This window comes from Acinetobacter chengduensis (assembly GCF_003664645.1).
Lineage (GTDB): Bacteria > Pseudomonadota > Gammaproteobacteria > Pseudomonadales > Moraxellaceae > Acinetobacter > Acinetobacter chengduensis.
In genome coordinates this window covers 22,736-41,469 of record NZ_RCHC01000023.1, presented here as the reverse complement: position 1 = coordinate 41,469, position 18,734 = coordinate 22,736, and the positions used below count along the sequence as shown (strand labels likewise).

18 protein-coding genes are annotated in these 18,734 nt (G+C 39.1%); 6 read left to right on the top strand and 12 right to left on the bottom strand.

From position 1 onward, the window contains the following. Positions 1-142 precede the first annotated feature (142 nt). The 3 genes from D9K81_RS16025 to D9K81_RS16015 form a co-directional block, all read right to left on the bottom strand. Positions 143-1,060, bottom strand: coding sequence for a hypothetical protein (locus D9K81_RS16025; protein ID WP_120375932.1), 918 nt, complete (start codon positions 1,058-1,060; stop codon positions 143-145). Between the two features lie 76 nt (positions 1,061-1,136). Then, positions 1,137-2,285, bottom strand: coding sequence for a toxic anion resistance protein (locus D9K81_RS16020; protein ID WP_120375931.1), 1,149 nt, complete (start codon positions 2,283-2,285; stop codon positions 1,137-1,139). 15 nt (positions 2,286-2,300) lie between these two features. Then, positions 2,301-3,089, bottom strand: coding sequence for a tellurium resistance protein (locus D9K81_RS16015; RefSeq protein ID WP_120375930.1), 789 nt, complete (start codon positions 3,087-3,089; stop codon positions 2,301-2,303). A gap of 296 nt (positions 3,090-3,385) precedes the next feature. On the opposite strand from D9K81_RS16015, the gene D9K81_RS16010 reads away from it, so the two are divergent. Next, positions 3,386-4,987: a hypothetical protein gene (locus D9K81_RS16010; protein ID WP_120375929.1), complete on the top strand. Its 1,602-nt coding sequence runs from the start codon at positions 3,386-3,388 to the stop codon at positions 4,985-4,987. A gap of 61 nt (positions 4,988-5,048) precedes the next feature. Here the strand turns inward: D9K81_RS16010 and rnk are convergent, their stop codons facing one another. The 3 genes from rnk to D9K81_RS15995 form a co-directional block, all read right to left on the bottom strand. Next, entirely contained in the window at positions 5,049-5,453 is a 405-nt protein-coding gene (rnk, locus tag D9K81_RS16005; protein WP_120375928.1) for a nucleoside diphosphate kinase regulator, read from the bottom strand. A gap of 183 nt (positions 5,454-5,636) precedes the next feature. Further along, complete coding sequence (gene glyA, locus D9K81_RS16000) at positions 5,637-6,893, bottom strand: serine hydroxymethyltransferase (RefSeq protein ID WP_120375927.1); 1,257 nt, start codon at positions 6,891-6,893, stop codon at positions 5,637-5,639. 155 nt (positions 6,894-7,048) lie between these two features. Further along, positions 7,049-8,305 carry an alpha/beta hydrolase family protein gene (locus tag D9K81_RS15995; RefSeq protein ID WP_120375926.1) on the bottom strand — a complete coding sequence of 419 codons (1,257 nt, stop codon included), beginning with the start codon at positions 8,303-8,305 and terminating at the stop codon, positions 7,049-7,051. A gap of 468 nt (positions 8,306-8,773) precedes the next feature. Here D9K81_RS15995 and D9K81_RS15990 point away from each other — a divergent pair, with 468 nt between their 5' ends. The 3 genes from D9K81_RS15990 to D9K81_RS15980 all read left to right on the top strand — a co-directional run bounded on the left by D9K81_RS15990 (position 8,774) and on the right by D9K81_RS15980 (position 10,799). Then, positions 8,774-9,472 (top strand): exonuclease domain-containing protein, encoded by a 699-nt coding sequence (locus tag D9K81_RS15990; protein WP_120375935.1) that lies wholly within the window; start codon positions 8,774-8,776, stop codon positions 9,470-9,472. A gap of 98 nt (positions 9,473-9,570) precedes the next feature. Next, positions 9,571-10,215, top strand: coding sequence for a hypothetical protein (locus D9K81_RS15985; RefSeq protein ID WP_120375925.1), 645 nt, complete (start codon positions 9,571-9,573; stop codon positions 10,213-10,215). A 233-nt stretch (positions 10,216-10,448) separates the two neighbouring features. Continuing rightward, positions 10,449-10,799 carry a hypothetical protein gene (locus tag D9K81_RS15980; RefSeq protein ID WP_120375924.1) on the top strand — a complete coding sequence of 117 codons (351 nt, stop codon included), beginning with the start codon at positions 10,449-10,451 and terminating at the stop codon, positions 10,797-10,799. Positions 10,800-10,894: 95 nt separating this feature from the next. Here D9K81_RS15980 and D9K81_RS15975 read toward each other — a convergent pair whose 3' ends face one another. Beyond that, the gene (locus tag D9K81_RS15975; RefSeq protein WP_120375923.1) at positions 10,895-11,116 is read right to left on the bottom strand and encodes a hypothetical protein; all 222 of its coding nucleotides are present in this window, start codon (positions 11,114-11,116) and stop codon (positions 10,895-10,897) included. Between the two features lie 549 nt (positions 11,117-11,665). Here D9K81_RS15975 and D9K81_RS15970 point away from each other — a divergent pair. Together D9K81_RS15970 and D9K81_RS15965 are read left to right on the top strand one after the other, a co-directional pair. Continuing rightward, complete coding sequence (locus D9K81_RS15970) at positions 11,666-12,208, top strand: serine O-acetyltransferase (protein WP_120375922.1); 543 nt, start codon at positions 11,666-11,668, stop codon at positions 12,206-12,208. A 159-nt stretch (positions 12,209-12,367) separates the two neighbouring features. Next, entirely contained in the window at positions 12,368-13,576 is a 1,209-nt protein-coding gene (locus tag D9K81_RS15965) for an MFS transporter (RefSeq protein ID WP_120375921.1), read from the top strand. 25 nt (positions 13,577-13,601) lie between these two features. Here the strand turns inward: D9K81_RS15965 and hpaR are convergent, their stop codons facing one another. From hpaR to D9K81_RS15940, 5 genes are all read right to left on the bottom strand, one after another. Beyond that, positions 13,602-14,027: a homoprotocatechuate degradation operon regulator HpaR gene (hpaR, locus tag D9K81_RS15960; RefSeq protein WP_120375920.1), complete on the bottom strand. Its 426-nt coding sequence runs from the start codon at positions 14,025-14,027 to the stop codon at positions 13,602-13,604. 56 nt (positions 14,028-14,083) lie between these two features. Beyond that, on the bottom strand, positions 14,084-15,424 hold the full coding sequence (locus D9K81_RS15955; protein ID WP_120375919.1) for an OprD family outer membrane porin: 1,341 nt from the start codon (positions 15,422-15,424) through the stop codon (positions 14,084-14,086). Positions 15,425-15,459: 35 nt separating this feature from the next. Then, a complete protein-coding gene (locus D9K81_RS15950; protein WP_120375918.1) occupies positions 15,460-16,809 on the bottom strand; it encodes an MFS transporter in 1,350 nt (449 codons plus the stop codon). Positions 16,810-17,173: 364 nt separating this feature from the next. Continuing rightward, positions 17,174-17,944: an IclR family transcriptional regulator domain-containing protein gene (locus tag D9K81_RS15945; protein ID WP_120375917.1), complete on the bottom strand. Its 771-nt coding sequence runs from the start codon at positions 17,942-17,944 to the stop codon at positions 17,174-17,176. Next, positions 17,937-18,695 (bottom strand): IclR family transcriptional regulator, encoded by a 759-nt coding sequence (locus D9K81_RS15940; protein ID WP_120375916.1) that lies wholly within the window; start codon positions 18,693-18,695, stop codon positions 17,937-17,939. The genes D9K81_RS15945 and D9K81_RS15940 overlap by 8 nt, the downstream gene beginning before the upstream one ends. Positions 18,696-18,734: the final 39 nt, after the last annotated feature.

The window sequence follows — 18,734 nt, the reverse complement described above, 5'->3', positions numbered from 1 at the left end:
CAATGATCGAAAAAACTGATCAAAATAAAAAATATAACTTTTATTCAAAGACATAATACAGTTCTACGTCTCTATCTAACACTTTGTAAAACGATTCGATGCACTAAAAACATGGAGCCTAAAATATTTAAGCTTAAGGCCTCTAACTTAAGTGTTGCCCAATACGTTGAATACGATTTTTCAAATGCGAGGATAAAACAAATAGCAATAGACTCATCACAAGGAATATCGCAATAGCAAACAATAATACCCAGTATACGACTGTACTCAGCACATTGGCTTGCGCGACTTGCTGACTCACACTTTGCGCCATTGGCGTCATTGTTTTATCAAACAGTTGATTTTGCATGCTCCACAACTGCTCGGGTTTAAAGCCATAGCTTAAAAACTGAGGATCCTGTTGTTCGGCCTGTATCAGCGCTTGTACATAAGGAATGGCAGTTGCACGATCGGCTGGCTGATGTAACAAGGCAGTTTGTGCCAAAAGATAGCTTTTAACTGGTACCGCAATCTCTGATGCTTTCAAATAATGTGATATTTCACTTTCTTGAATATTTTTATCATAGTGAACTAGCTGTTGATATTCACCCGCATGATCAGATTTTAAATCATATTGCACATAGGTCAGTCCGCCCCAAAGCACCATAAATGCAATGATCCAACCTACAAACTTCAATACAAACGATTGGAATCTGACAGCAAAAAAGCGAATTTTACGTAGCAAATGGATCACAAAAAATGAACCAATAAATGCCACAAAGAGTTTTAGAAAAAGCCAACCAAACCATGCCAATAAATTGACGAAATAATCAGGCTGTTGGCCAACGGCCATCAGCTGTGCATCAATACTACTGGGTAAATGTAATTGTTCAACCTGCGTGGTCAAACCAAAAAAACCATAGACAAAATCTTGTTGTACAAACAGACCAATCACCGAAGCAATCAAAAAGACCGATGTCGTGATGCCCAATAAGACAACATTACGTTGCCGCTTTTTAAGCGTTACTAAACCAGCTTCAATCTGTTGTGGACGAACAGCATATTCATCTAAGGGAGGCATATATTCTCCTGAGTCACTAACAATATTGCCTTCCTAAGCAGTAAAAATGGCACACCCTTATGCCAATGATCAAGTTCTAAGAAATCTTGGAAGCATTTGAGCTGGTATCCAGCACCAAATGATTCAAATTATCCTGCAATGCACGTAAGCGTGTAGTCGCCTCATCACGTTTTTGCATGCCTTCTTTTTGAATCTGAATCACATCATTCACTGTTTTAATGAGGGTATTTTGTACATGTTCAAGGGTTTCAATATCAATCACCGAACGCTGATTCGCTTTGGCTGTATCTACCGAGTTCTGATGCAACAAATCCGCATTACGTTTGAGCAAGTCATTGGTCGCATCATCAATAGTATTGGCCAACTGCACACTATTCTTTTGTTCCTGCAATGAAATTGCCAAGCTAATTTGGTTTTTCCATGCAGGTAAAGTAATATTTTTAATGGCATAAAACTTATCTACCAGCATCAAATTATTCGACTGAATAATACGAATCATGGGTAAAGTTTGCATCGCAGATTGTTGCAAGACTTGTAAATCACTGACTCGTTTTTCTAAATTATTGGCCAAATGATTGAGATCATAAATTTTTTGTGTATTGTTCTGATCTTGCTCTAAAGCCGTTAAAGTCGAAATTTCTTGTTGAATATCTTGTTGCTTCAATTTACCTGCAGCAACATATACGCCCAACTGCTTATATTCGTCTTGCACGCTATTAAACATACGATCCAGCGTATCTACACGTGCTTTCAAGCCGTTTTGTGAGCTTTCAATTTCTTTCACCAAAGCATCAATTTGCTCTTTAGTAGTATTAAAATGCTGATCAAAACTTTGCTTCGCACCCTTAAACTTACTCAGTAAGCCGCCCAAAAAGCCTGAATTTTTGGATTTGTTTAAAATACTACTGGTATTGAGTTGCTGTGCTACTTGCACCACCTGATTGAGCTTTTGCCCTGTTGCATCAAGGTCTTTATTTTGCACTAAACTTAACAGTTCATCGGTATACGTTGATGTTTTAGTTGCAATATTTTTACCATACTCAGCAACTGCATTATGGTTCATATCCGCCAATTCTTTATGTGCGGTCATGACATCCTGAAAATCTGCTGGTTTTAAACCAATACCTTGTAAGTCGAGTTGTTTAAATTTTTCTTCTACCACAGATACAGCTGTTGTTGGGGTGTCTTCGTTTACAAGCAATTGGAGGTTTTCTGGATGTGTCATAGCGCACCTTACTGATTATGATTTAGAGGATTTCTCTAATGATTTTCTTAATGTTTTAATGAGGGCTTCTCGACTATTATCAAGTTTTTCCAGTGAAGTTGTCGAGTTATTCTGCTGGCTTTGTTTAACATGATACTGCCATGCTGGAATCAGCACTTGCTGTGCCTCTTTAAAACGGTCCAGCAAACTAAAAGATAACTGCTGTGATAAATGCATTTGCATCATTGCAATATCATTGCTGGCCTGTAAAGTTCTTAAGCTTTGAATCTTTTTTGCTAAGCGCTCGGCAAAACTGTCCAAAGGCGCTTGATGTGCAAAACTTGGGTATTCTTGTGAGAATTCCTCAGCCGCCTGAATATATTTTACCATTTGCTCACGTAGCCCCTGTAACTGACTAAAACGTGATTGTGATTTTTGAATTTCGATTTGCAAATGCTGACTGAGCTGATTGGCATCAGTTAAGATTTGATCGAGCTTTTTATAGTAATCAAATTGATGAGAACCAAACTCTAAATCAATACCCAGCCATTTTTGTAAGCCATTAAATTTGCGTTTTTTTAAAATTTTCTTTGAGTCAGACAGCATGTGTATTAACTCTTCAATCCGTTGGCCCAGCTTTTGAGTTAAATGCGGATCTACCCCGTCTAACAGCACTGATTGAGCCTGAATGATGGAATCTGCATAATGATTTAAACGATATTGATCATTCAATATGGGGACCAATTCATTGCATTTGACCGACAGCACTTCCTCTGAAGATACAATTATCTCTGTTAAAGGCACCAACACATCGACTTGAGACATAAATCATTAAACTCAATAAAATCATTTTTATACTAAGGCTTTTAGCAAAGCTTTGATGTAGTTTTTTGCAAAATATCCGAGCCTTTTGAGTATTGCGCTATTTTAATCTTAAGCCTTCATTCAAACTTTGAAAGGTAAACAACTGGATTTTAAATCATCTGCTAAACACGTTTAAGTTTTTCGATCATTGTTTAAATTAGCATCGATTTAATTTTATAAAAATCTAGCTCTAATCACTAGCACTACTCAAAGATGCTCTTTTATACTCATATCAAAATAACACTAAAAGAATCATCATGATAACAAATCATTTTAGTACCTCAAGCGACTCTACTTTATCTACAACCGCGCGTATGCAAGGCATTCGAAAACATTTTAAAGATAGCGCAAATCAGCATGAGTTTTATATTGCCAATGCATTAAATACTGTTAATTTGGATCAAAGCTTTGCCAGCTTTCAGCGCCTTGATCAATTATTTACAGCATTTAAAAAACAAGTAGGTTCACTCGATATTCAGCATGATGCTGAAACAAGCCAGTTAAACACACTCATGCTATTGGCCAGCCATTTGGGCCAATTTTTAGCAGAACGTAGTACTTATGCAGAACAATGGTTGAATCGTGAAGAGCTGAAAAGAACGCTATCTGAAAGTGAAATGTCCTTGCCTCAATCATATTTATATGACTATGCACTGGTTTTAGCTCATAAAATAGTTTTTCCCCTTCTTGTTGTACACCAGTACTTTCAACAAGCTGAAATTCCACTTCATTTTAGTCAACATGTTGAAATCGAACTTCTCAATCACATGGTATTGACTGGCGAAAGCCGACAAAAAATTGCTGAAGAAATGCATGCGTTACAAAAGATGTATCAAAACCAATACCCGTTACCCAGCGGAAGCCCTTATTTAAAACTTGTAGAAATATCTAACTTAGACTACTCCCTCAAAAGCCTTGAACGCTTAGATGAGTTAATGCGGGAAATGCGCCAGAATTACATCATTTCCGCTGAAAAATTTTTAACAGAAGAAAACAATTATTACTTCATTTTATTTCTAAGTGGCTACTTAGGGCGCGTTATCGCGCAACACGCAGGCACTTCTTTACGCTGGCTAAATCCGGTCCAAGCAAGCCAAATGCTTGGGCAAGATATTCAAGCTCAATTGCCGACTGCGCGCATCGCACATATTCATAATCGCGTATTTTTTACCACTGGTCATGTTTGTGATTTTCTTTTTGCACCTATTATTCAGACCAGCTCAACAAAATATGCCCAGCAGATTATTAACGACATTTTAAAAACGCGTAATCCAATGTACATTGCTAAAACATCTTTAGATGATCTGCATAAAGGCTCTCCTTATCATGATGCCTTACATCAAGCTGGTGTATTGATCGCGTATATATTTCAATTTATTCATGGAGTCATGCCAAGAACTGACCCAGATGACAATATGATTCCAACCAGCTTTCCACCCGGCCATACATTTATTAAGCACATGGGTGGCCCTGATGAAGCCTTAAATCAACTGGAACAGAATCCAAACAAACATCCATTTAATGTTCTTGCTTATGAAATGTATGCCTGTTTACCACATATTCGTACCGATGCTTTTGCCATTCACATTCGCCAATACGGCGCACATGCCATGAACTTACAACTGATTATTCCCTATTTTTCTGTATTTGATTACCGTGGATTTTCTATTTTCCAACCTTATTTGAATGCCTGCGATGCGATTACAGACAGTGCTATGCCTCAAATTTTATCTGCGATGCAAGCACTGTTCGATGGTATAAACAATTTTGAAACATCACTGCCTGCGGAGCGAAAAGTTTGGGCCAACCATTACCAACCTCATTTAAATCCCTACCCACAGGGTTTTGCTCAGAACTAAATAAAAAAACTCCAGATCATCAATCTGGAGTTTTAGTTTTAACTGATGTCACGTAAGCCAATTATAAATAGTTGCCTTCGCGCTCTGGTTGGTACAGCACTTTTTCAATTTTGACTTTCATAATGTGACCGTCTGGCTGTGGCCATTCAATTTCTTGACCTTCAGCTAAACCTAAAATGGCCGCACCCACTGGTGCCAACACATTCACTTGTCCTTTATCGCCACGAAAATCATGCGGATAAACCAAGGTAATTTCAGTCGCCTCTGTCGCTGGTGCAATTTTAATGAGCACCTTAGCATTCATACTTACAACATTGGCTGGCACATCCTGCGGTGCAACGACTTCGGCACGTGCCAACTCATTTTCCAGATGCTTCATGGTCGGCGTTAGCTGATCCTGATGTTCGAGCATGGTTTCCAAACGGTTCAAATCCTGTTCTGAAAGAACAATATTCGGCTGCGTCATCTATAATTATCCTTGTATTTTTATCCATTCAAATGATGATCAAATGAATCATTCTTTATGAAGCTATTTATTAAGTTATAGCAGAATTTTCTGCACTTGAGTAACACTAAGTATTCTGCTGAAACTGTATTTAATTCAGCTATAAAAAAAGCCCCCTTGAGGGGGCTTTTTCTCAAGTAGAACTTATTTTGCGTAAACTGGGAATTTAGCGCAAACAGTTTCAACTTTCGCTTTAACTGCGTTAATTACAGCTTCGTCGCCTTTTGCATCTAAAATGTCTGCAATCCATCCAGCCAAATCACGTACTTCAGCTTCGCCAAAACCGCGAGTTGTTACTGCAGGCGTACCAATACGGATACCTGAAGTTACGAACGGAGAACGAGGATCGTTTGGTACAGAGTTTTTGTTCACAGTAATGTGAGCAGCACCTAACCAAGCATCAGCTTCTTTACCTGTAATATCGCCTTGTTTGATTAAAGACAATAGGAACAAGTGGTTTTCAGTACCACCAGAAACAACATCGTAACCGCGAGCGATCAACACTTCAGCCATTGCTTTCGCGTTTTTAACAACTTGTTGTTGATAAGCTTTGTATTCAGGCGCCATTGCTTCTTTAAAGCAGATCGCTTTTGCTGCTACAGCATGAACCAAAGGACCGCCTTGGTTGCCTGGGAATACAGCTGATTGAAGTTTTTTCTCAATTTCTTCGTTTGCTTTCGCAAGGATTAAACCTGAACGTGGGCCACGAAGTGTTTTATGTGTAGTCGTTGTTGTTACGTCAGCAATTTGAACTGGGCTTGGGTAAACACCAGCAGCAACTAGACCTGCAACGTGAGCCATATCTACAAATAGGTAAGCGCCAACTTTGTCCGCGATGTCACGGAAACGCTGCCAGTCAACAATTTGGCTATAAGCAGAGAAGCCAGCAACGATCATACGTGGCTTATGTTCTTCAGCTAAACGTTCAACTTCTTCATAATCGATTTCGCCAGTTTCTGGGTTCAAACCGTATTGAATTGCGTTGTAAGTTTTACCAGAGAAGCTTACTTTAGCACCGTGAGTCAAGTGACCACCGTGAGCCAAGCTCATACCTAATACTGTATCGCCTGGGTTAAGAAGCGCTAAGTAAACTGCAGAGTTTGCTTGTGAACCTGCATGCGGTTGTACGTTTGCATAGTCTGCGCCGAAAAGTTCTTTAGCACGATCAATCGCTAGTTGTTCAATAACGTCTACATATTCGCAGCCGCCGTAGTAGCGTTTGCCTGGGTAGCCTTCCGCATATTTGTTAGTGAGTTTAGACCCTTGAGCTTCCATTACTGCTGGTGAGCAGTAGTTTTCAGAAGCAATGAGTTCGATGTGCGCTTCTTGGCGGGCATCTTCTTGAGAAATCGCTTTAGCGATTTCCGGATCAAATTCAGCAATAGATGTGTTGGCAAACATTAGCGAGGTCCTATGAAATGTAGGGCTTTTAAGCCGTGCTAAGATTGGCGCGTATTGTAGCATGAAGTTTTATCAAGTAGAGAATGAAGTTCGTGCTGTTTGCAATAAAAAATGCCCATCTTTATTCTAAAAATGAGCATTTTAGTTAAATTAACTTATTGAATTGGCATTAGAGATTGTACATCTTTCACAATATTGCCCAAATTTAAACTATAGGCTGTGATGTGATCCCATTTAGCTGCTAGTGGAAGTGCATCATCTGTTTTATAACTAATTGTTGTGCCCTCTGGTGCTGATTTCACCAAAGCATCTGTCACTTGGCGTGGCACCGTTGGATCGAGTGTCCCTTGATAAATAATAATTGAAGTTTTAATCGCTGTTTTTAACGGCTGTGAACCATTAACCAAAAAGTCTTTCACTTCTGGAATATCCGTCATGAAATTCGCTTGGGTTCGTGGGTAATTTACTAAGCTCATATTTTGCTGTAAATATTTCCCCATTGCCCCACCCAAAGCATCACCCAACTTATCAGAACATAATGTTTCTGCTTCTGCTGCAATTGAATCCGTTGGTGATTTAAAGATTTGGTTGTATTGCAAATTTGGATATTGATTTTTTATACCAGCAACAATCAATGCAGTAAAGGTATCTAAAGAAGCCAATGTGGTAATTTGTGCTGTTGGATCTGTCATTTGTTGAGCAGCATCTTCTCCAATACTCAACACAGAACCCAAAAATGATGCGGGTGCTACGGCAATCGCACCTTTATAGCTTAACTGCGCACGTGATGCATATTGTGCTGCGCCTAAAGCCGCTTGCCCGCCTTGCGAATGCCCAACAACCAACCATCGATTTTCTGTGGTATTGCCAAGATAATTACGTGCTGCAACCACAGCATCTGTAATTGAAAAAGCTTCACTTTTTAGATTTAAGAATGGATGTGGTTCACGGCCACTTGGCTCCCCCAGTCCTTCATAATCTGGTGCAACCACCGCATAGCCAGCAGCCAATAGCGCTTGAATTAAATATTCATTGCCTTTTAAACCTTGTTGGCTGGGTGCACACATATCCGCAACACCAGTAGTTCCATGCGCCCATGCAACAATAGGCCATCCCCCCGCTGGTTTAGCTGTATTTGGCGTAAATACTAATGCGGTTGCTTGGGTCTCTTTTCCATTCACACCTAGCATTTTATAAGTCATTAGGGACTTATCTGAACTGACCGTAGCTAAAACATTATCTGCTGTTGGACTAGCATCGGTGTAGCCCACTGTTTTAACAACAGGACTCTCGATATTATTTTTAGGTATCCCATTATCAATGATATAGACGGCCTCTCCACCATCGCCACCGCCACATGCCGTTAGTAAAATAGAACCGCCCATTAAGACTGCTAAAATATGTTTTTTCATTCGAAGTCCTTCCTTGTTGTTTTTTTCACCATTTTATATATACCCCGTCCATGCGCATATACACAAGAGTATTTAAGATCAATGACAACCTATGCGTTATATGATGTAAAAATGTCTATGAACGCATGACCAACTGAGTATTTTTATGTGAAGGTGAACCTAATCTTAAAGAGATAGGAATAACATTTAGATCAGCGTTGGATGCTTTGAAATTTACACAAGCGCTATGAAACTAAATTAAGTTGGTCTACTCGATAACTTATTTTTTCAATTCTTCTTAAATAAAGAACTTTAAGCTATGAACACTAAAACTAGACTTTATGGATATATGACGTACTCAAATAAATCTTAATTGACTCATATTTTCAGCAAATACATGCAAGGTCATCTCTTTCAGTGCAGTTGGGTTTGTCAGCATTCGACGCAAATGATAGATTGGGCATATTCATTTTGCTTTTGGATTTGGGCATGCAAGCCATTATTCTTGATACAGAAACACATACATTAAATGGTCAACCCATTGAAATTGCATACGCGCCGATCGAAATACAAAATGGCAAGCTCAGCTTAGACAAAACCAAAGTATTTGATCAGCTGTATACTGTGGATGAGCCCATTTCATTTGCAGCCATGGCTGTACATCATATTTTAGAGTCAGACTTGGTCGGTATGCCACATTATAGTAGTTTTCAGCTCCCCGCTGAAACAACTTATATTATTGGCCATAATATTGATTATGATCTTCGCGCATTAGAAAAATGTGGTGTGAATACATCTAAAATTAAAGCCATTTGTACACTTGCCCTTGCACGTCGTGTTTGGCCTGATGCTGAAGCGCATAATATTTCTGCATTAATTTATATGATTAGCAAAGGTAGTGAAAAAGCCCGTGAAATGATTCGTAAAGCACACCGTGCAGATATGGATATTATTTTAACGGCTAATATTTTGATGCATATTGTGCACCAACTCAAAGTGAATGACCTTGAATCCCTCTATGCGCTTTCTGAAGATGCTCGCATTCCACGTAGCTTAAATTTTGGTAAGCACCGTGGTACAGCAATTGCTGAACTCCCTGCGGACTATGTGCAATGGCTGATGCGCCAAGAAGATTTAGACCCTTACCTACGTAAAGCTTTAGAAAATACGGCGGTTAAAACCCTATAAAATTGTTAAAAATCAAATGAAAATTCATTAAACTGTCATTTCAGTGTAATTTTTACACAATAGGATGTGCCTTGATTTATTGGGGAATAAATTAAGGTATGTCTACTTTTTATAAAACCGAACTTGGTTTTCGCACCATCAAATTACGTGACTTAGCATTAAATGCAAAACAACGTCGACTCTTGCTACTCATCGGCACAGATGATTTCAATGCGATGAATTCATCAATGCAAAATCGATTTGCTACTCCTGAATTAATTCAACAACTTTTAGAGCTCGGTCTCATTCAAACAGAGGCTACATTTAGCCCAGATTTAGACATCCCGCCGATAACTGACGATGCTTTCACTGCCCCATCGCTACAAACTACAGAGATTCAAACAGCCACGAATGAGCCCATTGAATCTAGCACTCAAACTTTTGTGATGCCTGATACGCCATCACTCATTCTTTCGAATCAAGAAGCTCATCAAGAACATAGGCCTGAAACAACAACGCTACGTACCCATGCTTCAACTCTAAACGAGTTAAAAGATTTCATGACGCAACAATTGCAACAATATTGTGGCCTTATGGCTAAGTTATTGATTGAAAAAATTCATAAAACGCAGCATCCTGCTGAATTAAAAACCTGCCAAATGCAATGGATGACCCATTTACAAGAATCGCGAATTCAGCCTGCTCAACTCAATATGGCTTTAAAATATGTGAATTCTAGTATTCACACCTTGGCTAGTGATTAAGCGAGATCACTCTAGGTCATCGCTATGTTTATACTTAGAGCTTTTATGTTCATTCTGATTTATAAAAGCTCTCAAATTAAACTTTTGTTAGTTTTAAAACACTCAATTTGTCTAAAATTCTCTCAATTATATTCAAAGTAGCTCAAGCATCATTTACACACTACGACTTAATGCTAATGGGTTTTCATTGTTATATTTGGCATAGATAAGGCTGTATTTTAAGAGCGTGACGCATGGCAGTTTTATTTGAGTTTGACCCTTTTGACCATCCGACTCAATTGAGTAAAGTCGGTAATTGGGTGATTACCTTTTTAAGCCCTGCAAGTGAACTGCATGACATCCAGCTGGCCATTACCTATGTATTACCGCGCCAAGCCAATGACCAATTACAAGCACGACGAGTTATTATTCATAGTACTGCACACGAACAGCAATGGCTGATTCAAAATATTGAATGCTTTGACAGTGCTCAAAATACGGAAATTGATTTATTAGCAACGACACTCGAAGGCCAACAGATTTTACAGACTGTCGTGCAAGAATTTGCGCGTTATGATGTTCTAGTCAAACTCATTTGTGAATAAGCTAAATACTTAAACAAATGAAAGAAACATCTAATAAAAAAGCTCCTCAACTAGGGAGCTTTTTTACGGTTTGATCAAGCTATTATTCAGTGAATTTAGGCTTCAATTACTTTATAAATACTTGGTGAAGTCTGGCTTTCATACAGAAATTCAATGCTGGGTTGAATCATTTCACCATTCACAAAAATATGATCAATATGGCGAGATACTGGAGTTCCTTCTGCGGCTTGCTCCATAAGACGTGTACTCAAAACTGCTTTTGCATCGAGAATCTGGCTATATTGATCTTTCACTTTAATATCAATCATTTTTATCATTTCACTATATCCTTCTTCAATTATCAACGTCATCTATCTATTTATGTGTTATAGCACATACAAAACAATCAACCACAAAGAAAATGTTAGATTTCATGGCAATGTAACTTTTCTTAATTTTAAAAATGATATATCAAAGAGATAGTTTGAATAAATTAATATTGTATGACAATTTTGCTATATATCTGACCCATCAGTTTCCACTTTATAGACATTAATCCATTAAAAAAGCCCGCACATTGGCGGGCTTTATGTTGGAAGGCTAGTGCTGATTGTATTGTTTGAACTAGCAAACTCAAAACGAGCTGTCATTGATCCGTCCAACTACTTTGTAGCGTCTACTTAATGTTTCGACCTACTGTAATTTCACTATAAGACGACATGCAGAATACTTCAATCATTTGAACACTTTCACACATTTGTGCAAATAAACACCAATTGATTTCTTTTCATTTTAAGTGAACAATTGCTTGGTTATTTTTGACTATAATTAATTCTCAGGCTGTATAGGACAGTCTTCTCTCTTTTTATGATGCAGTGAATTCAACCATGTTATCCAAACTTATTTTAAGTGACCTCTATCGCTACTGTGGCAACACCAGCTGGAAGTCGTTTATTAAAAATTATTTGTTTAACCGTGGTTTTAATTTTAGCGTTTGGCTTCGTCTTGCAAGCCCGCAATCACCTTGGCGTAAAATTGCCTACCCTATTTTTTATTATAAGAAAAAGAAATACAGTATAGATATTCACTGTACCACTCAAATTGGCTATGGCCTCTTTATTGGTCATGGTGGGCCTTTGGTTGTAAACCCAACGACGATTATTGGCAACAATGTAAATTTATCTCAATTTACTACCATTGGTGCAAATGGTGGCAGACAAGCCGCTGTCATTGGCGACAATGTTTATATTGGCCCTAATGTATGTATTGTTGATCATGTCAATATTGGTCAAAATGCAACGATTGGTGCAGGTAGCGTAGTCACTAAAGACATTCCAGATAATGCAACCGCAGTGGGTAACTATGCCAAAGTGATCCATTACAATAATGCAGGAACATCGGTGAATCGTCGCTGGGACATTCATCAATAAAAAAAGAGCCTGATTTAGGCTCTTTTTTTTATTTGTTGTACTCAACGTAGCATAACTTTATTTAATATGAATCTTATCCATTTATAGTGAAAATTCTATTTTAAAATCAGTTAAAAGCCCCTAATATAGTTAATATATTAACTTAATAATTAATCATTCGTGCATACCTTCAGTTCATTACGTTTTCCAAACTTTCGTAACTATTTTATTGGCCATTCACTTTCCACGTTGGGTACTTGGATTCAACAAGTTACACTTGCTTGGATTATTTATGAACTGACAAATTCCACCGCATTACTGGGCATTATTGGTTTTTGTGCGCTCATTCCACAGTTATTTGTGAGCCCTTTTGCTGGTGCTTGGATCGATAAAATCGACAAACGCAAAACTCTAATATTTATTCAGATACTGTTGTTTGCCCAAGCCATTTTATTAGGTGTGGCTTATCATTTTCATTGGCTAACGCCTTCCATACTTATTGGTCTTTCCTTGCTACTGGGTATATTAAGTGCAATTGATACGCCCCTACGTCAGTCCTTACTCAGTCTAATTATCGAAGACAAAACTGCGCTACCAAATGCCTTGGCCTTAAACGCCATGGTGTTTAATGCCTCCCGTTTTGTTGGCCCGCCTATTGCTGGTCTTTTGCTGGCCAGCATTGGTGCAGAGCTTTGCTTTTATTTAAATGGTCTATCCTATTTGGTGTTGGCGCTGGCTGTTTTTTGCATGAAACAAGTAAAATCTTCAATCGCGCAAGGAAATATCAAAAATGTACTTAAAGAAGGTTTTGAGTACGTCTATCGGCACCACGTTTTTAAATATTTAATGCTGACTGTTTTTATACTCAATATGACTGCTTCTAGTTATGTCGCTCTGCTCCCTGTATATGCAAAAGATATATTACAAGGCGATGAAAAAACCTTAGGGATACTTTGGGGTGCGGCAGGCGTAGGTTCATTACTCTCGTCCGTAATTCTTGCTGGACAAAAAAGCTTTAAACGTGTCCACACACAAATTTTATTCAATCTCTTGTTTTGTGGTGCTGGCTTGTTGCTCTTAGCTCTTTCTTCTAGCTACATATTTTTGATGCTGGCGATGTTTTTATTGGGTTTTGGGATATCTACATCCAATATTTCCACCAATATTGTGTTACAGCAAGATACACCAGAATCTTTACGGGGACGTGTGGTGTCTATTTACACCTCTACTCGATTTGGCTTTGATGCACTCGGCGGGCTTTGTGCAGGATTGTTCGCCAGCCTAATCGCACCGCAAAATGTGATGCTGATCTTTGCATGTATTCTTTTAAGCTATGCGCTGTTTAATTGGCTTCGGATTTATCCGCATCTAAATGCGCCAAAGCTGTAGCTCAGCGCATATAGATAGTAAAATATCAGTCTTGCTTTAAGCTTTGAATCTCTTTGAGAAGTTCCATCAGCTGTTGCATTTTTTCTTCACCAAAACGGTCCTGAATATTTTGATAGCGGCTTTCCATGCGCCCACGCATTTGGGCAAAAATCTTTTGCCCTTCTTCACTTAACGAAATGAATGAGAAACGCTGGTCTGTATCTGAACGACGGCGCACGATCAAGCCCGTTTCTAGCATGCGATTAATAATGCCCGTCAAGCTTGGCTTTAAAATACAAGCTTTTTCGGCCAAGGTCGTGCTATCTAATTCCTGGTATTGCGCCAATGTACGGATAATGCGCCACTGTTGTTCGGTTAAACCCATCTCGTTCAATTCAGGACGAAAATGGGTCATAAGTGCTTCACGGGCTTCCAATAAAGCCAACGTCAAGGATGGTCGGATATTTTTCATGTAGTGCGATGGCATAAATATTAATATATTAACTATTCTACCAACATTATGAAAAATTAAAATGATAATGGATATTCGATGATGACTCGTAATTCATCGATATCATTATAGCGATAGCCATCTACCGCACGATGTGTTGCTTGGCGCAGTTTAATATCCATGCCTTTAGCAAAGCCTGAAGGTACCTTATAGGCCAGTTGAATATCTCGTTCCCAATGCGTTGTGTCTATATTTGTGTCATAGACATGGCGTTTTGTGTAGTAAGTGTTATTACTGTGACTATTATCAATATCCCAACCATAAATATAGCGTGCCATTAAACTTAAGCCCGGCAGACCATACGGTGAAAAATCCGTCTCATATTTGATTTGCCATGATTTTTCTTTAGCTTCAGAGAAGGTTGCAAACTGAGCCGCATTTAAAATAGACGTGTTACCACCAATAGTAGAAAAACCTACCCAATCAAAGGGCTCATTGCCAAAGACCTGCTGATACCCTGCAGAAAGCGTATGATTTTGATACTGATAACCCAGCAACACTGATGCGATATGTGCTTCAATATCTCCAGCTATTTTTTTACCTGTATCATTATTGCTATAACCCGCAAAGGCCACTTTAATTTTCTGATCAGGATCGTGTAGCGCTTTTTGGTATGTTGCACCTAAAAAGTACTGATTCCAGACATCTTCAAGCTCTGACGCATACACCGTGACAGACCCTGTAGGCAGTTTATATGTTCCGCCTAAAAAGCTGATGCTGTCAGCCTTGATGCCTGCTGCATAGTCCGTGGTGAAATAATTCAAATCATGCGTCGAATCCAATGGATTCATGCTGTAGAAATAACCTGCGTTCACCACCAAGTTATTCAGCGTTTTATCTTGAAGAGATACCCCTGTAGACACTGTAGGTAGCAAGCGCACTGTACTGGTTGCAATCACAGGTACATTTGGAAACTGATTACCATAAGTGAGCACCGTGTCTTTGTATTTAACTTTGACTGCACCGCCAACTTCGCCATAAGCATCTCTGGTTTCGCCAGTTTTAGGGTCAAAAGTAATTAAATTGGTACCGGTCTTATATTTATCACTATAAAGCTTAATGCCAACCATACCGTAAGCATCAAAGCCAATTTGCACGGCACCATCAGTAAAACCTGAACTGTACTGCCCCACAATGCCATGCGCCCATTCGCTACGGTATCCTTCTCTTTCAGAAACAGGAAGCTGTGAATTTGCGCCAGATGGATTAGAAGCACCATTTCTAAAGTCACGGTAAAAGTAAAAATTCCGATTCATTAAATCAAATTTGCCATCTTCAAAAATATTATTGGCAAAAATTTCTGGTGATAAAGGCATGAGCATCCCTATCACCAGTGAAAGTTTCACTGGTGTATTCATTAAATTATCCTTAATTTAAATATTGAATGAGACTGTTATTTGTCACTCACAAATACAGCTTTGGCAGGAATCAAGAAGATCATAATGAGCGCAGCAACAACCATCACTGCAGCAATACTGAGTAAAGCACCTGCGTTAGTTCCAGTGTTTTCACGCATAAAACCAATCAGCCATGGGGCAAATAGTCCGCTCATGGTTGCTAAGGTACTCACCATTGCAATCCCTGCTGGTGCGGTTTTGTCTTTTAGATAGGCTGCTGGCAACGACCAAGCGACCACGACACCACCACTGAAACCAAAACCTGCTAAACCTAAAATAATCAAACGCGTCACCAAACCACCTTCCCAAAATGCAGCCAAGGCCATCATGGCAGCACCAAACAGCATGCTGATGGCATAGTGCCAACGGCGTTCACGGCGCTTATCCGAACTGCGACCTACTGTAATCATGCCAACTGCAGCCAATGAAAATGGAATCACCGCGTAAAAAGAAATCTGTGCAATATCCGTCACGCCCATTTCTTTAATCATGGTTGGCATCCAGAAGTTAAAACCGTATGAACCGCAGTAAGCTGCAAATGCCAGTGAAGCCAATAGATATACACGGTAATCTTTTAAGCAACTGAGTACCGCAGTACCACTGTGGCTTGAAGCATCTTCTTCCACTGCGCCTTTGCGATCTTCTTGCATAATTTGTTTATGCAGAGCACGTTCTGAAGTATTCAGCCATTTTGATGATTGCGGTTTATCCGTTAAATACAGCAAGCACAGGAAACCAATTAAAATAATTGGCATCGCTTCAAGTGCAAACATCCATTGCCAACCGCCCAAACCATGTACGCCATTCATGTGGGTCATGATTAAGCCTGAAATTGGGCCACCAATAATGGGTGCAGCTAATGTTGCCAAAATCAAGATGGAAGTCACACGACCACGCATGTAGCTTGGAAACCAAAAGCTGAGGTACAAAATCACCCCTGGGAAAAAGCCTGCTTCAAAAATGCCCAGCAATAAACGCAAAAAATACAGCTGAGATGCAGTGCTAACAAACATGGTGGCTGCAGAAGCTAAGCCCCATAAAATCATAATGCGCGCTAACGTTTTACGCGCACCGATTTTGCCCATGAGAATGTTGCTTGGGATTTCAAAGAACGCATAGCCAATAAAGAAAATACCCGCAGCCATGGCGTACTGTGAATCTGTAAAGCCAATGGCTTCCTGCATTTGTAATTTTGCATAGCCAATATTCACTCGATCTAAAAACGAAAAGAAATAAGCAATAAACAAAATAGGTAAAATTTTCCAAAACAGTTTCGTCAGTAATTGTTGCTTTTCTAACTCAGTCGCATTGGAAAGTGTAATGTCCGACGTTAGTTGGTTATCCATACCAAACCCCTCATCTCTAGCTTCTCAGCTAAACAAAATTATTGTCCTATTAGCAAATCATTTGCCAATGATGAAAAGTTAATATATTAACTAATCTTAATCAAGAGCTAGAACAATAAATTTTTCTTATGAGTTTTATAAATAAAAAAAGAATTAGCGTAGGTCAAAATAATCTATTTGTAGACATGGCCTAACCCAAACATTCATGCGCTCTGCAAGAGGATGAAAGAGAGATGCTTCAGTATTTAGCGATGAAAATACGTCAATAACAACACAACGTTGAATGTTGTAAATGCAATATCTTAACGAGACTAGATACCGCGTAAGCAATCATAACTTTAAGCTGAACTAAATTTTAGTCATGCTAATTTGCGCCAATACTCTTAGATAACTCTAAAATTTTGGCAGAAAGATAGTCTTGAATCTGTGCTTGCTGTTCCAACAGAACATCACTGACATGGAAAATGGTAATTACAAACTGTACTTCTTCAGAAATACTAAACACAGGAATGCTGATAGAACTCAGCCCACGACTTGGCCGATCAATCATTACCGTCAGTGGTTCTTCACGCTGGGCTTTCATCCGTTGTAAAAAATCCTGCTTTTCTTTTTGACTGAGCTTCTGCCCTGAACTGCGCATGCTGTCCAGCTCTAAAGCTTGCTTAAGCAAATGCTCTGGAATGTACTTGGCAAAAGTATTGCCAATAGAACTATTCACCAGTGTCATTACAGAACCCACACGAATCTGTGAATAGACACTTCGTGATGGATCAAAAGTTTTAATTACGGTTGGACCCAATGAGCCCCAAATACTGACCGCGGTACCAAAGCCTGTTTCATAATTAATCGCTTTGGCAGTTTTACAGGCCTCTTCTACAGGATCTAAAGCGTTTAAAGCGCGAAAGGATAAATCTAAGGCCAAACTGCCGACTTCATATTCATTATTATCAGTTTTATGCAATAAGCCAATCCGCGTCAGACTAACCAAATATCGGAAGATTTTCGCTGGGCTTTCATTCAACTGCAGGGCAATTTCTTTTAAGCTTAAACGTGACTGATTTTTGCAAAATAACTCTAACACCTGTGCCGTATAGTCAATACTTTGAATACCAGCATTTTCGTTTAAATCATGCATAGCTACTCTCCTGTAAATTACGGGCAGCAACTTTTAATTCGACCAAGATTTGCTGAATTTTTTCTGGGCTTAACTGCTGTGTTTTGGCAAAGGCGGTAATGGCAAAACTGATTTGCCCTGCACTATTAAACACAGGCACTGCATAACTGCTAATACCGGGTGTAGGTGTATCAATCAATGCGGAATAGCTCAAAGCTCTAATGTCGGTTAAATCCTGCTGAAAAATTGGATCCAAAAATTGTTCTTGCTCTGGCAAGAAGGCTTTTTGAAGGATGTGATTTTCTTCTACATCTATAGATTTATAAGCAGCAAATAGCCGTCCAGTCGCTGTGCTGAGCGCCATTTTATTACCTAAGCGGAAACCCAAGTTAAAGAAACCCGCAGACTCTTTATAAAACACCACCGTCGGTCCATTTAAATCTGACCATAGTGAGCTAAAGACATTCACTTCGTATTTTTCAGCTATTTGAGTCAGTAAATGACGTGACTGTGCGACAACTTCATTTTGGCTGATTTTAGCAATGCCTAAACGTAAGCTAAGCGAACCCGCTTCAAATTCGAGTGTGCTTTCATTGCGTTTGAGCAGGCCTGTACGCTGCAAACTAATGAGATATTTATAAGTAGAGCCAGGCGCAAGCCCCAAAGTTTCAGCAATTTCACTCAAAGAAAGTGATTTTTTTGACCGGCAGATCAAGTTTAATATTTCACCTGATAATTCAACTGTCTGAATCCCGCGTTGCTGGCCAGCCATCCCTGCTCCTCTATACAATAATTCTTAAAATTTAAATAA